The following is a 13,425-nucleotide window of genomic DNA, read 5'->3' on the forward strand; positions in this document are numbered from 1 at the left end:
AGCCGCCTCTACCGGGCTCCGGCGATGCGGGCCTCGGCGACGGCGTCGGCTGCGGCGCCGGCGAGGATGCCGTCCCGCTTCGCGATGTCGAGGATCTGCACGACGGTGGCGAAGATCTTCTCGACCTGCGCGCGGACGTCGTCGGCGGACGTGCCGAGCCGTTCGCCGGCGACCTGGATGAGTCCGCCGCCGTTGGCGACGTAGTCCGGGACCCAGGTGATGCCGCGGTCGTCGAGGTCGTGTTCGACGATCGGGTGGGCGAGCTGGTTGTTCGCGGCCCCGCAGATCACCTGGGCGGTGATCGCGGCGACGGACTCGTCGGTGAGGGTGGCGCCCATCGCGCAGGGTGCGTAGACGTCGAGTTCCTGGTCGATGACGCTGGACGCGATCTTCACGTCTGGGAAGTCAGAAGCCACGCGGTCGAGTGCGGCTACGTTGACGTCGGTGGCGACCACCGAGGCGCCGTCGGCGAGCAGCAGCTTGATCAGCTGGTAGCCGACCTTCCCGACACCTTCGACGCCGACGACGCGGCCGGCGAGGCTCGGGGTGCCCCACTTCTGCTGGGCGCCGGCGCGCATGCCCTGGAAGACGCCGAGGGCGGTCATCGGGGCGCTGTCGCCGGATCCGCCGGCGGCGGTGTTGCGTCCGACGACGTGGTCGGTGGCGCGGCCCATAACATCGAGGTCGTCGGAGTTGGTGCCCACGTCGCCGGCGGTGATGTAGCGACCGCCGAGGGTCTGCACGAAGCGGGCGTACGCCTCGAGCAGCGCCTCCGACTTGGCGGTGGCGGGGTCGCCGATGATGACGGCCTTGCCGCCGCCGAGGTCGACTCCGGCGATCGCCGACTTGTACGTCATGCCCCGCGACAGCCGCAGGACGTCCTTGAGGGCGGCGGCCTCGTCGGCGTACGGGTAGAAACGGGTGCCGCCGAGCGCCGGCCCGAGGGTGGTGTCGTGGATCGCGACGATCGCCTTGAGTCCGGTGGCGGGGTCCTGGAAGAACGTCACCTGTTCGTGCGCGGTGTCGGTGGGGAAATCGGTCCGTTCGAACACTCCGGCGTTCTGGAGCGGTGCGGTGTCGTGACGTTCCGCGGTGAGAGTCATGTCTTCTCAGGACCTTTCCGAAGGGGTGGCAATCGTGATGGTGGAGGTGTCGACGCCGAGTTCGGCGAGACGCTGGAGGTAGACGGTGACATTGCGCAGCTTGACGTCCTCGTAGCCCCGGACGAGGTCGGGTGTCGCGGCGATCAGCGTGGCGGTGTCGTAGGTGTCGGCGGTGAGGTCGGCGATCAGGCCGGCGACCGTGGTTTCGTAGTGCGCGAGCAGTTGACGCTCGAGCCGACGGACCTTGGCGTAGCCGAACGGGTCGAACGCGGTGCCGCGCAGGAACTTCGCCTTGGCGAGGGTCTTGAGCGCCACGTGCGAGCGGGGGCCGAATCCGATCTTGGACTTGCGGCCCATCGCCTTGAGAACGGGCGGGTGCAGCTTGTAGGTGAGCTTGCCCGCGCCGGGGACCTCGCCGGCCGCGGCGTCGAGGAAGGCCTGGTCGGTGAGCATCCGGGCCACTTCGTACTCGTCCTTGTAGGCGGTGAGCTTGTGCAGCCCGGCGGCAACGGCCTCGCTGAACTCGGTCCGGTCGCCCAGTGCGCGCTCGGCGTCCCATGCCTGCTGTACCAGGGCGATGTAGCGGGCGGCGACGCGGTCACCCTGGAAGGCGACGAGGTTCGCGGCCCGGCGTTCGGTGAGCTCCCGCGTCGCGCCACCCACGGTGGACCCGGCGAACAGGTGCGCCGGGACGACGGTGTCGCTGCGCTGCGGCACGGCGGCCGAGCTGGTGGCGGCGAGGAAGGCCTCCCGGTCGGCGACGGCGACGCGTCCCCAGTGGAATGCGGCCTTGTTGGACTCGACCGCGACCCCGTTGATCTCGAGGGCCTCCTCGATGAACCGGGCGGGGACGGGCAGCCCACCGGCCTGGTAGGCGGCGCCGACCAGCAGGAAGTTGGCGGCCGCGGTGCTGCCGAACAGTGCGGTCGCGGCGGCGAGACCGTCGATCGCAGTCAGTTCGCGGGCCGAGACGTCGAGACGCTCGAGCAGCTTGTCCTCGTCCGGGTAGCGGACGGCGGGGTCGTAGACCATGTCGCCGGTCGGGGTCTGGCTCGTCGACGCGACCGTGATGGTGCGGTCGGAGCTGCCGAACCCGGCGTACTTGGCGTCGGCCGCGGTCAGCAGGTCGAACGCGAGGACGCAGTCGGCGGTGGCGGGGCTGATCCGGTTGGACGGCGCCGAGCTTCCCGACCGCGTGTTCTGATCGCTGAGGCGCAGGTGTGAGGTGACGGGCCCGGCCTTCTGGCTGAGACCGGTCTGGTCGAGTCCCTCGACGTGCAGCCCGGCGCGCAGCGCGGCCATGCCGAGCACCTGGTTGACGGTGACGATGCCGGTACCACCGACGCCGGCCATGAACAGGTTGTGCGTTCCGGTCCACACGGCGGGATCGGGGTCGCCGACCTCCGGCGGAACCGGGATACCGCGCAACGTCTTCGGTGCGCCTTCCTCGGGCAGCTCGACCGTCACGAACGACGGGCAGTCGCCCTCGAGGCAGGAGTAGTCGGTGTTGCAGCTGGTCTGGTCGATCTTGGTCTTGCGGCCGAATTCGGTGTCGACGGGCTGCACGGACAGGCAGTTGGACTTGACGCCGCAGTCGCCGCAGCCCTCGCAGACGGCCTCGTTGATGACGACGCGGGTGCGGCGGGCGGGCAGCTTGCCGCGCTTGCGCTTGCGGCGGGCCTCGGCGGCGCACTGCTGGTCGAAGATCAGCACGGTGACGCCCTCGATGTCGCGCAGGACCCGCTGCGCCTCGTCGAGGCGGGTGCGGTCCCACAGCAGGGTGTTGGCGGCGAAGTGGGCGCCCTTGTGCCGCTTGGGATCCTCGGCGCAGACGATGATCTGCTTGACGCCCTCGGACGCCAGCTTGTGGGTCAGCTGCGGCACGGTCAGCCCTGCCTCGGCGTCCTGCGCACCGGTCATCGCGACGGCGGAGTTGTAGAGCACCTTGTACGTGATGTTGACGCCGGCGGCGACGCAGGCCTGCACGGCGAGCTGGCCGGAGTGGAAGTAGGTGCCGTCGCCGACGTTCTGGAACATGTGCTTGACGTCGCTGAACGGGGCCTGCCCGATCCACTGCGCGCCCTCGCCGCCCATCTGGGTGAGCATGGTGACGGCACTGTCGGTGCGGCCGGACATCGTGACGAGGGTGTGGCAGCCGATGCCGCCGCCCGCGATCGATCCCTCGGGCACCGCGGTGGAGCGGTTGTGCGGGCAGCCGGAGCAGAAGTACGGGGTGCGCGACGTCGGGAGGACGGTCAGCTCGAGGCGCGGCGGCGGGGCCGGCGTCAGCGCGACCCGGTCCTTGAGGACGCGGCGCAGCGGTCCGGTGAGGCGGGCGGCGGTCAGTTCACCGTCGACGGGGATCAGGTTCTTGCCCTGCGCGTTCTTCTTCCCCAGCACGGCGGGTGCGCTGGCGCCTCCGTAGAGAATGTCCTTCAGCTGCGACTCGACGAACGGCATCTTCTCCTCGACGACGAGGAGCTGCTCGACGCCGTCGGCGAGTTCGCGGACCTTGTCGGCGCCCAGCGGGTAGGGCATTCCGACGCGGAGGATGCGGATGCCGGCGTCCTCGAGCTGGGAGTCGCCGAGCCCGAGGTCGAGCAGGGCCTGGCGCAGCGAGTCGTAGGCGGTGCCGACGGCGGCGATGCCCAGCCACGCGTTGCGCGGGTTCACCTCGATCTTGTCGATCTCGTTGGCGGCGTTGAACGCCTCGACCATCGCCCAGCGCGGCCCGTACAGGTCGGCCTCGGCGTAGACGCTGTCGGGCGGCGACGCGAGCACGCGCTGCCGGTACGACCACGGCTTGCCGTTCCACTCGATCTCGGGGAGCACGATGTCGAGGTCGGCGAAGTCGCGGTCGAGGGTCCAGAGCCCGTCGGCCACGTCGGCGACGATCTTCATGCCCGACCAGCAGCCGGAGATCCGCGACAGCGCCACCCCGTAGAGGCCGAACGTGATGACCTCCTCGGCGTTGCGCGGGAAGAACACGGGCATGCCCATCGCGGCCATGGACCGCTCGCTGGCGCAGGGGATGGTGGAGGACTTGGCGTTGGGGTCGTCGCCCACGAGGACGAGGACGCCGCCGCGGGCGTTGGCGCCGTACATGGCGGCGTGCCGGATGGAGTCGCTGGCGCGGTCGAGGCCGGGACCCTTGCCGTACCAGACACCGACGACGCCGTCGTGGGTGCGCTCGCCCTGCGGGAGGTCCACCTGGCTGCCCCAGACGGACGTCGCGGCGAGTTCCTCGTTCATGCCGGGCACGAACTTCACGTCGTGGTCGGTGCTCAGCGTGGGGATGGCGGCGATGGTGCGGTCGAGGCCGGCGAGGGGGCTGCCCTGGTAGCCGGAGACGAACGTCGCGACGTTCAGGCCCGCCCGGCGGTCGCGTTCGTGCTGCTCCACCAGCTGGCGGGCGATGGCCTGGACACCGGTCATCAGCACCGGGCCCGAGTCGGCCCGGTATCGGTCGGCGAGATCAAAGGATGCTGCACTGGTGCGAGCGTCGTCTAGCTGAGTCATGGCGATTCCCGATCCGTCGCGTTGAGCATTTAGTGAGCTTGATCCTGTATCTGCTCTATGATTTGGTCAACGCAAATCAGACCAACTGATCAATTCACGCAAGCGGTGACGGTCGTCACTTCCCGGAGGTACCCAAAGTGCTCAGCATCGACAAGCTCGACGTGCAGTTGCTCGGACTGCTCGGCAAGGACTCACGCATGAGCGTGGCCGAACTCGCCAACTCGCTGGGCGTCGCCCGCAACACCGTCCAGTCCCGGATGAAGCGCATGGAGACCAGTGGGCTACTCACCGGGTTCCGGCCCAACCTCGACCTCGCCGAGGTCGGCATCCCGATCCAGGCGTTCGTCGGCCTCGAACTCGAGCAGGGCAAGCTGACCGCCGTCGGCAACCGTCTCGTCGACCTGCCGGAGGTCATCGAGATCCACGCGACCACCGGCCGGGAGGACCTGCTGGTGCGGGTGGCGACGTCGACGCACGCGGAGCTGCAGAAGCTGCTCGAGAAGATCGCGAACCTGCCGGGCATCACCCACTCGACCACCACCATCGCGCTGACCAGCCCGCTGCCGTACCGGATTCAGCCCCTACTCGAGCACCTCACCGACGACTCAGGGTGGGGCCGGTCGACGGCACTGCCCCGTTCACAGCGCTAGCACCGGTGCAGTAGTTTCAGACCATGAGTGAGAGTCAGGGACGAATCGCCTTCATCCAGGCCACGTGGCACCGCAACATCGTCGACCGCGCACGCGAGGGCTTCACCGACGAGGTGACCACGCTGGGGTATGCGAAGGACGATCTGGACTTCTTCGAGGTGCCGGGTGCGTTCGAGATCCCGCTGCACGCACGCCGCCTCGCCCTCACCGGGCGTTACGACGCCGTCGTCGCCGCCGCACTCGTCGTGGACGGTGGCATCTACCGGCACGAGTTCGTCGCAACCGCGGTGATCGACGGCCTGATGCGGGTGCAACTCGACACGGATGTGCCGGTGTTCTCGGTTGTGCTGACCCCGCACCACTTCCACGAGCACGACGAGCACCTCAACTACTTCCACGACCACTTCGTGAAGAAGGGCGCCGAGGCCGCTCGGGCCTGCGTCGCCACCGTCACGTCGCTGAAGTCGCTGCCGCCCGCGAACTGAGAGTCGCCCTGCCCCGAATCCACATCGAGAACACCACCGCCGGTACATACCGACGGTGGTGTTCTCGTATTTCTGGGGTCGAGTGCGCTACCCGGCGACGAAATGCGACAGAATCGCCTGCACCTCGTAGATGTCCACCGACTTCGAGAACCGCTTCTGCAGCGGAACCGGATTGCCGGAAATCCAGATTTTCAGTTCGGCGTCGAGATCGAAGTTCCCGGCCGTCTCCACCGCGAAATGCGTGATCGATTTGTACAGCACGCTGTGGTACTCGATCTTCTTTCCCGTGATCCCCTGCTTGTCGACGAGAATGAGTCGTCGGTTGGTGAACAGGAAAGCGTCGCGAACCAGCAAATACGCAGCGTGGATCTGCTCACCGTTTCCGAGAAGTCGCGAGTACTCCGCCTGCGCAGCAGCCGGGTCGATCTTTCCCGCATTACCCATCAGGCCGTTCATCAAGCCCATTTTCATCTCCGCGATTCCACTCGAATGCCGACAGTCACGCTGGCTGTCGTCGGCGCGAGCGGGATCGTTACGGGCTCGAACTATCCGGCCCGCGCGTGCCGGCGCTGGATGAAGAGGAGCCAGAACACCGGTGCGCCGACGACGGCGAGGATTGTCGCGAAGACGCGCAGCCCCACGTGCCCTTCGCCGAAGGGGGCGATCATGAGGACGATCGTGCATAGGACGGCGCCGAGGAGTTGCCAGTGCGCGCCGAAGAAACCTGCGACCATCGCCCATGCGTTGCGGGCGACGATGCGCGCCGGCGACTCGGGCTTCGGTGCGGGCGGCGGGGACGGGGCCACCGCTACCGTCGAGTTACGCGCGGCGGCCACCAGTTTCGGGGCGTGGGCGCCGAGCGGCGGGGTTTCGCCGTCGGGCTCGCACCGGAACAGGGCGATGCCCACCGCGTCCGCGTAGTCGACGGCCTCATCGGTGTATCCGGGGCCGGAGAAATACAGGAGTTTGCGGGCATGACTGGTTCCGCGGGTGTCGTAGAGGTTCGCGAGGTCCGCCTTGCCTGCGCTGCCGCCCCGCCACTTCACCTGCGCGTACGCGCGCGACGAGTAGACGTCGATGCCGCCGTCCGCGCCGCCGAGCAGCGCTGTCGCGTCGCCGTAACCGAGCTTCTGCATCTGCTCGGCGGCGTTGATTTCAGCTTCAGCCGCCGTGCGTATGCGTGCCATGCCTCACTCCCCCAGATCGAACCATTCTTTCCCTTCGAAGGTACCCGCAGATCCGGCCAAACCAGCTATCCGCCGGTGAACGTCACACCGGCGGCATCGAATTGCAACACACTGCAACCCTTCCCGCCTCCTGCCGGCGCCCGTACCGTTCCCCGAATCAGCACGTTCACAACGCAGTGAGGGCGGATTCATGAGGGCAGCACGCTTCCACGGACGACGCGACATCCGGATCGACGACATCCCCGAGCCGGAACTGCGGCCGGGCGCGGTGAAACTCCGGGTCGCGTGGTGCGGCATCTGCGGCACCGACCTCCACGAGTACCTCGAGGGCCCGATCTTCATCTCCCCGCCGGGACATCCGCATCCGCTGTCGCACGAGAACGCCCCGGTGACGATGGGCCACGAGTTCTCCGGGACGGTGGAGGAGGTCGGCGAGGGCGTCACCGACGTCGCGGTGGGCGACAACGTGGTGGTGGAGCCGTACTTCGTGTGCAACGAGTGCGCGTCCTGCAGGGCAAGCAACTATCACCTGTGTACGAAGATGGGTTTCATCGGATTGGCCGGTGGGGGAGGCGGACTCAGCGAGAAGGTGGTGGTCGACCGCCGCTGGGTGCACAAGATCGGCGACATCCCGCTCGACGAGGCGGCCCTGATCGAACCGCTCAGCGTCGCGCATCATGCGGTCGTCCGCAGCGGGGCGAAGGCCGGCGACGTCGCGCTGGTCGGCGGTGCGGGGCCGATCGGACTCCTGGTGGCCGCGGTCCTGAAGGGTCTGGGTGTCACCACGATCGTCACGGAACTCAGTGACGCCCGGAAGCAGAAGGCACTGTCGAGCGGGGTCGCGCACCACGTCGTCGACCCGTCGTCCGAGGACGTGAAAGCGCGTGTGCTCGAGTTGACCGACGGTGTCGGCGCCGACCTCGGATTCGAATGCGCGGGGGTCAACGCCGTCCTCGACACCATCCTCGACGCCGTCCGGCCCGCGGCGGTCGTGGTGAACGTGTCGATCTGGGGCAAGCCGGCGACGGTCGACATGCAGAAGCTCGTCCTCAAGGAGATCGATCTGCGCGGCACCATCGCTTACGTCCGCGATCACGAGGCGGTGATCGAGATGGTGCGCAGCGGGGTGATCGACCTGGCCCCGTTCATCACCGGCCGGATCGAACTCGACAACCTGGTCTCCGACGGCCTCACGACGTTGATCGAGCACAACGACACGGCGGTGAAGATCCTGGTCCGGGCGTGACCGTCAGTCGGGTTCGTCCGTCGACGGTGTCACTGCCCTGGCCTTGAGCGCCAGCCACAACTCCATGCGGTCGTCGGCCTGGTCGAGGTTCCGCCCGGTCAGTGCCGCGATCTTGTCGATCCGGTTCCGGACGGTGTTGCGGTGCACGGAGAGGGCGGCCGCCGCGGGGTCCCATGCCCCGTTGGCTCGCAGCCATTCCTCGAGCGTTCGCTGGAGTTCGACGCGTTCGCGCGGCTCGAGCTGATCGAGGGGTGCGAGGACGGCGGTCGAGAAGCCGCTGAGCACGTCGGCCGAGCCGAGGCGCAGCAGCAACTGGACCGTCTCCCCTTCCTTGGCGTCGACGGCGCGGCCGAGTCGGGCACTGACGGCGACGAGGGATCGCGCCTGCATCGCCGACACGGCCAGCGCGTCCACGGGAACCAGCGCGCCGATCCCGATCGCGCATCCCTCCGCCACGCTCGACAGCAGGTCGGCGAGCCCGGCGGATTCGGGGTGCGCGATCTCGATGTCCGAGTTGCGCTGTCTCAGGACGGAATCCGGAAGGGCCGAAGCGATCCGGGCGGTCAGGTCGGCCACCGAATCGGGGGTGGAGCGCACGACGGCGATCTGCAGGGGGTCGCGGGGCAGCCCGATGCCGGCAGCGATCTGATGGGCGCGCTCCCTCCGAAGTCCGGGCCTGAGCAGCTGTGCCAGCGCCGCCGCCCGCCGCTGTCGCTCGGGTTCGCCTGCCACGTGACGGCGTTCGAGTTCGAGCGACAGCAGCGAGACGAGCACATTGGACGCGTGCCGCAGCGCGCTGTCCGCCGACCGCTCGAGCACGACGAACGCGAGCGGGTTCTCGATTCGGACGGGGTGCAGTTCGAGTTCCCGCCGACCGGCGCCGCCGAACGCTGTCCAGCCCTTCGCTCGGGTGGTGTAGCGACCCACCTGGTCCTGGGCGTCCTGCAGGAACGCTTCATCGACGCCGTCGGAGAGCTGGACGACCCCACCCGACGCGTCCAGCACCGCGCACAGTGAGCCGCTGACGGAACGCCACGTGTCGAGCAGTCCGCTCAGCGGCGACGGTCCGGCCGCGACCGCGGTGAGCTGATAGCTGAGCTCGATCGCGTCCTCGAGGGCACGCTTCTCCTCCTCGGCTATCCGGGAGAAGATCCACTTGGTGATGGCGATGAACGGCACCGAGTCGGGGGCGATGAGCAGCGGGACGCCGAATTCACGCGCGGCCGCGACGAGCGGCTCCGGGGGTGCCTGGTAGGGCAGCCCGTGCCCCAGACCGAGGCACAGTGCGGCGACCCCGCCCGCGACACAGTCCCGCACGTAGTCGCGGCACCCGGCTTCGGTGGTGGGAAGCATGAGGCCGACGGTCATCAGCAACTCCCCGCCCTGGAGCCAGTCCCGCGGACGCGTCAGTTCGGACACGTGCGCTGCGGTGATGGGGTTGTCCACCCCCGCCGTCCCGCTCATCGATGTGAGCCGCAGCGTGGGGGCGGACAGGACGTCCTGAACGGTGATCACCGGTGACCTCTTGTACTAATTGCCCAACCGTAATAGACGAACTGTACATCTCGCCTCTGGTGCCGGAGCGGCGCAGTGCGCAGAGTAGTGATCAGAGCCACAGCACCTTCTAGGAGTTTCAGTGACAGATCACTCAGGCGACACCGCCGCGACCCTCGGTGGCACCATCGAGACCCGGTCGATCGACTACGTCCCCGAGGACGAACGTCACGGGAAGGTCCGCGACCAGGGCCCCTTCTGGTTCGTCGGAAACTTCCAGCCCTTCACGGTGGCCATCGGTTTCGTCGGCCCCGCCCTCGGCCTGTCGTTGGGCTGGACAGTCGTGGCGGGCATTCTCGGCATCTTCTTCGGAACGTTGTTCATGGCGTTCCACGCGTCGCAGGGACCGGTGCTCGGACTCCCGCAGATGGTGCAGTCCCGTGCGCAGTTCGGCTATCGCGGTGTCGTCCTCGCACTCATCGGGACGTTGTTCACGTACGTCGGGTTCAACGTCGTGGACGTCGTCATCATCAAGGCGGGTCTGCACAGCATCTTCGGGTGGAACGCGGCAATCATCGCCGTCGTCATCACCGCGGTCGCGACGCTGCTCGCGATCTACGGTCACGATCTGCTGCACCTGTCGTTTCGTGTGCTGTTCTGGCTGTCGCTGCCGCTGTGGGCGATCCTCACGTGGGGTGTCGTGTTCGGGCACGCCGGCGGCGGCGACGCGGGCGCCGCGACGGGCGGGTTCACCCTGCTGGCGTTCATCGCCCAGTTCAGTGTCGCGGCCTCCTACAACATCACCTACGCGCCGTACGTGTCGGACTACTCGCGGTACCTGCCGCGCAACACGCGGACGTCGGCCATCGTGTCGGCCGTGTTCCTCGGCGCCTCCGCGTCGCCGGTGTGGCTGATCCCGGTGGGCGCGTGGATGGCCACCCGACTGGGAGCGACGGATGCGCTCGCCGGCATCCACGACGCCGGGAACTCGGTGGTCCCGTTCCTCGGCAGCGTGCTCGCACTCGTCGCGACGCTCGTGCTGGTGGCGACCATGGGCCTGAACGCGTACAGCGGCATGCTGACCGTGATCACCGGCATCGACTCCTTCCGGAAGGTCACCCCGTCCCGCCGGATCCGGGTGGTGACCGTGCTCGCGCTGGCCGCGGTCTGGCTGGTGCTGAGTCTGCTGTTCACCGATTCGACGACCGTTCTGAACACGACATTGCTGATCATGCTGTACCTCCTCGTGCCCTGGACCGCCGTCAATCTCACCGACTTCTTCTTCGTGCGCCGCGGGCACTACGCCATCACCGACCTGTTCACGCCGGACGGGCTGTACGGAATGTGGTCGTGGCGGGGTATGACGGCCTTCTTCGCCGGCATCGTCGCGTCCGTTCCGTTCATGGTGCTGCCGTTCTACGTCGGACCGATCGCCGCGGCCCTCGGTGAGGTCGACGTCGCGTTCGCGGTCGGACTCGCCGTGTCCGGGATCGTGTACTGGGTGCTGTCCCGGTCGCTGGACCTGGACACCGAGGAACGGTTCATCGAGGACAGCGAAGCCGCACTGGCAGGCGAGGAGACCCCCGCTCATGGCTGACGCGACGACGGCTGACGTCCAGCACGCGATCGACGCGCTGATCCGGGCATTCGGCGAGCACGACACGGCCGCCTACTTCGAGGCGTTCAGCCCGGACGCGACGTTCGTCTTCTACACCCACCCGGTGCCGCTGCCGAGCCGCGACGCCTACCGCGCCCTGTGGACCGAGTGGGAGTCGGACGGGTTCCGCGTCCTGGCGTGCCGTTCCAGCGAGCAGTGCGTCACGTTCCCGGCCCCGGATGTCGCGGTGCTGACGCATCGGGTCGGCACCACTGTGCGGGATTCGACGGGGACCGTCGAGCTCGACGAGCGGGAGACGATCCTGTTCCGGCGTCGCGACGATTCGGGCTGGATCGCCGTCCACGAGCACCTGTCGCCGCAGTCCGGTCCAGCGGTGTAACTGACAGATAGCTGGCTCGACGTGGACCGCGTCACATCAGGACCCCGTCGAGTTGCGGAGGCAGACGCCCGACGGTGTACTGGTCAGTAAACCTGCCCGGCTCGGCATATCGCGAAGGTGTACAGATGACGGATGAACGGCCCGGCAAGAAGAAGTCCCCACCGGAGAAGGCGTCGCGATCGACACCGAAGGAGGCGACCCCGGACGTCTCCAAGACCGACCTCGCGGCCGTCGTCGATGCACTCACCGCGACGAACGAGAAGAACTTCGACTTCTGACCCCGCGCCTCAGCCCCGCTCGCGGTGCGGCACGAACTCGAACGTCAGGCACGCGAACGCCACGGGCAGCAGGTAGCGGAACCGCAGGAGCACGTATCGCCGGTTCCCCGTGGAATGGAACTTGCCGAGGTAGCGGTACAGCGACTCCAACGCGATCAGCGCGTCGCCCAGGTGCAGGATGCGGCGGAAGAGCCGGGCCCCTGCACCGGGTGCATCGGGGTCGAGAAGTTCGGGGAACGCCGCGAACGACAGCGAGACGTACCGGGCACCGGTCCGCTCGGCGTACCGGATGACGTCGACGGTCATGCGTTCGTCGGTGCCGTTCGGGGCGTCGTCGCCGCGCCACGGTACGTCGAGGCTCAGTTCCCGTGCCGAACCGGCGGTCCCGTACCTCTGAAACGCGACGGCGCGCCCGGACGCATCGCGTGCGATGACGAGGAGAAGTCCGGGAAGCGTCCCGTCCAGCAGGTGGTCGAGGATCATCGAGAACCCGCGGCGCTGATGTCCGGCGCGGGCGTCGTCGACGATGGCCGTCAACTCGCGTCGGGTCGGTTCGTCGAGGGCCGCCTCGGGGACGATCTCGGTGGTGATCCCGGCATTGTGCGTGCGCTGCACCGCCTGCCGGAGGTTGCGGAATTTCCTGCCGTGCAGGGTGAATCCGCCGACATCGATCACCACGTCGCGGCCGATCGGGACCGCTCTCAACGACTTTCGGGTGTCGCCGCCGATCTCCCACAGCCGGGCGACGCGTTCCCCCGCGCCGAGCACTGCGACGCGCCACCCACGTTCGGCGGCGAACTCGTCGAACTCGTCGAGGAGCGCGACGAACTCGACGGGGTCGCCGATGGGATCGCCGGCGACGACGGCTATCCCGGACCTCGCCCGGTAGGCGATCGCCGCGGTGCCGGAGGCGTTGAAGTAGTACGACTTCGCCGAATTGAGGGCGAACGGCGACAGCGGGTCCTCCGTGGTCTGCTGGATCAGGGCGAAGACGCGGGCACGGTCCTCCGGTTGCGGCACACTGCGCACCGGCAGCATCAGGACTGGTCCGGTCGCCACGAGGAGGACGAACCCCGGCGCCGGATGGGCGCTCGTGTAGGCGACATCGGCGGCGGCCACGAACAACACCGCCCCGACCATGTGCGTCAGGGTGACGGGTCGCCGCAGGTGCAGTCCCCGGGCCACGAACAGCATCGCGACTCCGGCCGCCACCATCCCGGGTCGCACGGGACCCGACCGCGTGGCCATCCACAGGAGCACGAGACCGACCACGACAGTCGCGCCGACGAGCGCCGCCCGCGCCGCGGGCGACTCGGGCCGGTACACCCGCAGCCCGGGCACGGTCATCGGAGTCGACTTCGAATTCTGCATGCGCACACCCCTGCCCCAGGTGACGACTGTTCCCGTTACTCCAATCTAGCGGCTCCGCCGCCCGTGAGTGGTCAAGGAGTCTCTGGACTCTTTAC

General features: G+C 68.2%; 12 protein-coding genes. 6 read left to right on the plus strand and 6 right to left on the minus strand.

Annotated features, from left to right (window positions below):
- Nucleotides 1–8 precede the first annotated feature (8 nt).
- Entirely contained in the window at nt 9–1,103 is a 1,095-nt protein-coding gene (locus ROP_RS06560) for a Glu/Leu/Phe/Val family dehydrogenase (RefSeq protein ID WP_012688545.1), read from the minus strand.
- A gap of 6 nt (nt 1,104–1,109) precedes the next feature.
- The gene (locus tag ROP_RS06565) at nt 1,110–4,622 is read right to left on the minus strand and encodes an indolepyruvate ferredoxin oxidoreductase family protein (protein ID WP_012688546.1); all 3,513 of its coding nucleotides are present in this window, start codon (nt 4,620–4,622) and stop codon (nt 1,110–1,112) included.
- 137 nt (nt 4,623–4,759) lie between these two features.
- Between ROP_RS06565 and ROP_RS06570 the strand changes: the two genes are divergently transcribed.
- Both ROP_RS06570 and ROP_RS06575 read left to right on the plus strand, forming a co-directional pair.
- Complete coding sequence (locus tag ROP_RS06570) at nt 4,760–5,272, plus strand: Lrp/AsnC family transcriptional regulator (RefSeq protein WP_005252722.1); 513 nt, start codon at nt 4,760–4,762, stop codon at nt 5,270–5,272.
- Between the two features lie 23 nt (nt 5,273–5,295).
- Entirely contained in the window at nt 5,296–5,757 is a 462-nt protein-coding gene (locus ROP_RS06575) for a 6,7-dimethyl-8-ribityllumazine synthase (RefSeq protein ID WP_012688547.1), read from the plus strand.
- Nucleotides 5,758–5,844: 87 nt separating this feature from the next.
- On the opposite strand, the gene ROP_RS06580 is transcribed toward ROP_RS06575, so the two are convergent.
- Nucleotides 5,845–6,222 carry a PH domain-containing protein gene (locus ROP_RS06580; protein WP_012688548.1) on the minus strand — a complete coding sequence of 126 codons (378 nt, stop codon included), beginning with the start codon at nt 6,220–6,222 and terminating at the stop codon, nt 5,845–5,847.
- 80 nt (nt 6,223–6,302) lie between these two features.
- Nucleotides 6,303–6,944 (minus strand): restriction endonuclease, encoded by a 642-nt coding sequence (locus ROP_RS06585; RefSeq protein ID WP_012688549.1) that lies wholly within the window; start codon nt 6,942–6,944, stop codon nt 6,303–6,305.
- Between the two features lie 190 nt (nt 6,945–7,134).
- Between ROP_RS06585 and ROP_RS06590 the strand changes: the two genes are divergently transcribed.
- Nucleotides 7,135–8,190 carry a 2,3-butanediol dehydrogenase gene (locus ROP_RS06590; protein ID WP_012688550.1) on the plus strand — a complete coding sequence of 352 codons (1,056 nt, stop codon included), beginning with the start codon at nt 7,135–7,137 and terminating at the stop codon, nt 8,188–8,190.
- Nucleotides 8,191–8,193: 3 nt separating this feature from the next.
- Here the strand turns inward: ROP_RS06590 and ROP_RS06595 are convergent, their stop codons facing one another.
- On the minus strand, nt 8,194–9,705 hold the full coding sequence (locus ROP_RS06595) for a PucR family transcriptional regulator (RefSeq protein WP_012688551.1): 1,512 nt from the start codon (nt 9,703–9,705) through the stop codon (nt 8,194–8,196).
- A gap of 121 nt (nt 9,706–9,826) precedes the next feature.
- Between ROP_RS06595 and ROP_RS06600 the strand changes: the two genes are divergently transcribed.
- The 3 genes from ROP_RS06600 to ROP_RS43490 all read left to right on the plus strand — a co-directional run bounded on the left by ROP_RS06600 (nt 9,827) and on the right by ROP_RS43490 (nt 11,959).
- The gene (locus ROP_RS06600; protein ID WP_012688552.1) at nt 9,827–11,281 is read left to right on the plus strand and encodes a purine-cytosine permease family protein; all 1,455 of its coding nucleotides are present in this window, start codon (nt 9,827–9,829) and stop codon (nt 11,279–11,281) included.
- Entirely contained in the window at nt 11,274–11,681 is a 408-nt protein-coding gene (locus tag ROP_RS06605; RefSeq protein WP_012688553.1) for a YybH family protein, read from the plus strand. The genes ROP_RS06600 and ROP_RS06605 overlap by 8 nt, the downstream gene beginning before the upstream one ends.
- A 125-nt stretch (nt 11,682–11,806) precedes the next feature.
- A complete protein-coding gene (locus ROP_RS43490) occupies nt 11,807–11,959 on the plus strand; it encodes a hypothetical protein (protein ID WP_012688554.1) in 153 nt (50 codons plus the stop codon).
- 9 nt (nt 11,960–11,968) lie between these two features.
- Here the strand turns inward: ROP_RS43490 and ROP_RS06610 are convergent, their stop codons facing one another.
- Nucleotides 11,969–13,330 carry a bifunctional lysylphosphatidylglycerol flippase/synthetase MprF gene (locus ROP_RS06610; protein WP_043826296.1) on the minus strand — a complete coding sequence of 454 codons (1,362 nt, stop codon included), beginning with the start codon at nt 13,328–13,330 and terminating at the stop codon, nt 11,969–11,971.
- Nucleotides 13,331–13,425: the final 95 nt, after the last annotated feature.

This window comes from Rhodococcus opacus B4 (assembly GCF_000010805.1).
Lineage (GTDB): Bacteria > Actinomycetota > Actinomycetes > Mycobacteriales > Mycobacteriaceae > Rhodococcus_F > Rhodococcus_F opacus_C.

Bases quoted from the DNA above. Each gene is read 5' to 3' on its own strand.
- ROP_RS06580 (WP_012688548.1), bottom strand. From the start codon at position 6,222: ATGGGCTTGATGAACGGCCTGATGGGTAATGCGGGAAAGATCGACCCG.
- ROP_RS06610 (WP_043826296.1), bottom strand. From the start codon at position 13,330: ATGCAGAATTCGAAGTCGACTCCGATGACCGTGCCCGGGCTGCGGGTG.
- ROP_RS43490 (WP_012688554.1), top strand. From the start codon at position 11,807: ATGACGGATGAACGGCCCGGCAAGAAGAAGTCCCCACCGGAGAAGGCG.
- ROP_RS06560 (WP_012688545.1), bottom strand. From the start codon at position 1,103: ATGACTCTCACCGCGGAACGTCACGACACCGCACCGCTCCAGAACGCC.
- ROP_RS06605 (WP_012688553.1), top strand. From the start codon at position 11,274: ATGGCTGACGCGACGACGGCTGACGTCCAGCACGCGATCGACGCGCTG.
- ROP_RS06590 (WP_012688550.1), top strand. From the start codon at position 7,135: ATGAGGGCAGCACGCTTCCACGGACGACGCGACATCCGGATCGACGAC.
- ROP_RS06585 (WP_012688549.1), bottom strand. From the start codon at position 6,944: ATGGCACGCATACGCACGGCGGCTGAAGCTGAAATCAACGCCGCCGAG.
- ROP_RS06575 (WP_012688547.1), top strand. From the start codon at position 5,296: ATGAGTGAGAGTCAGGGACGAATCGCCTTCATCCAGGCCACGTGGCAC.
- ROP_RS06565 (WP_012688546.1), bottom strand. From the start codon at position 4,622: ATGACTCAGCTAGACGACGCTCGCACCAGTGCAGCATCCTTTGATCTC.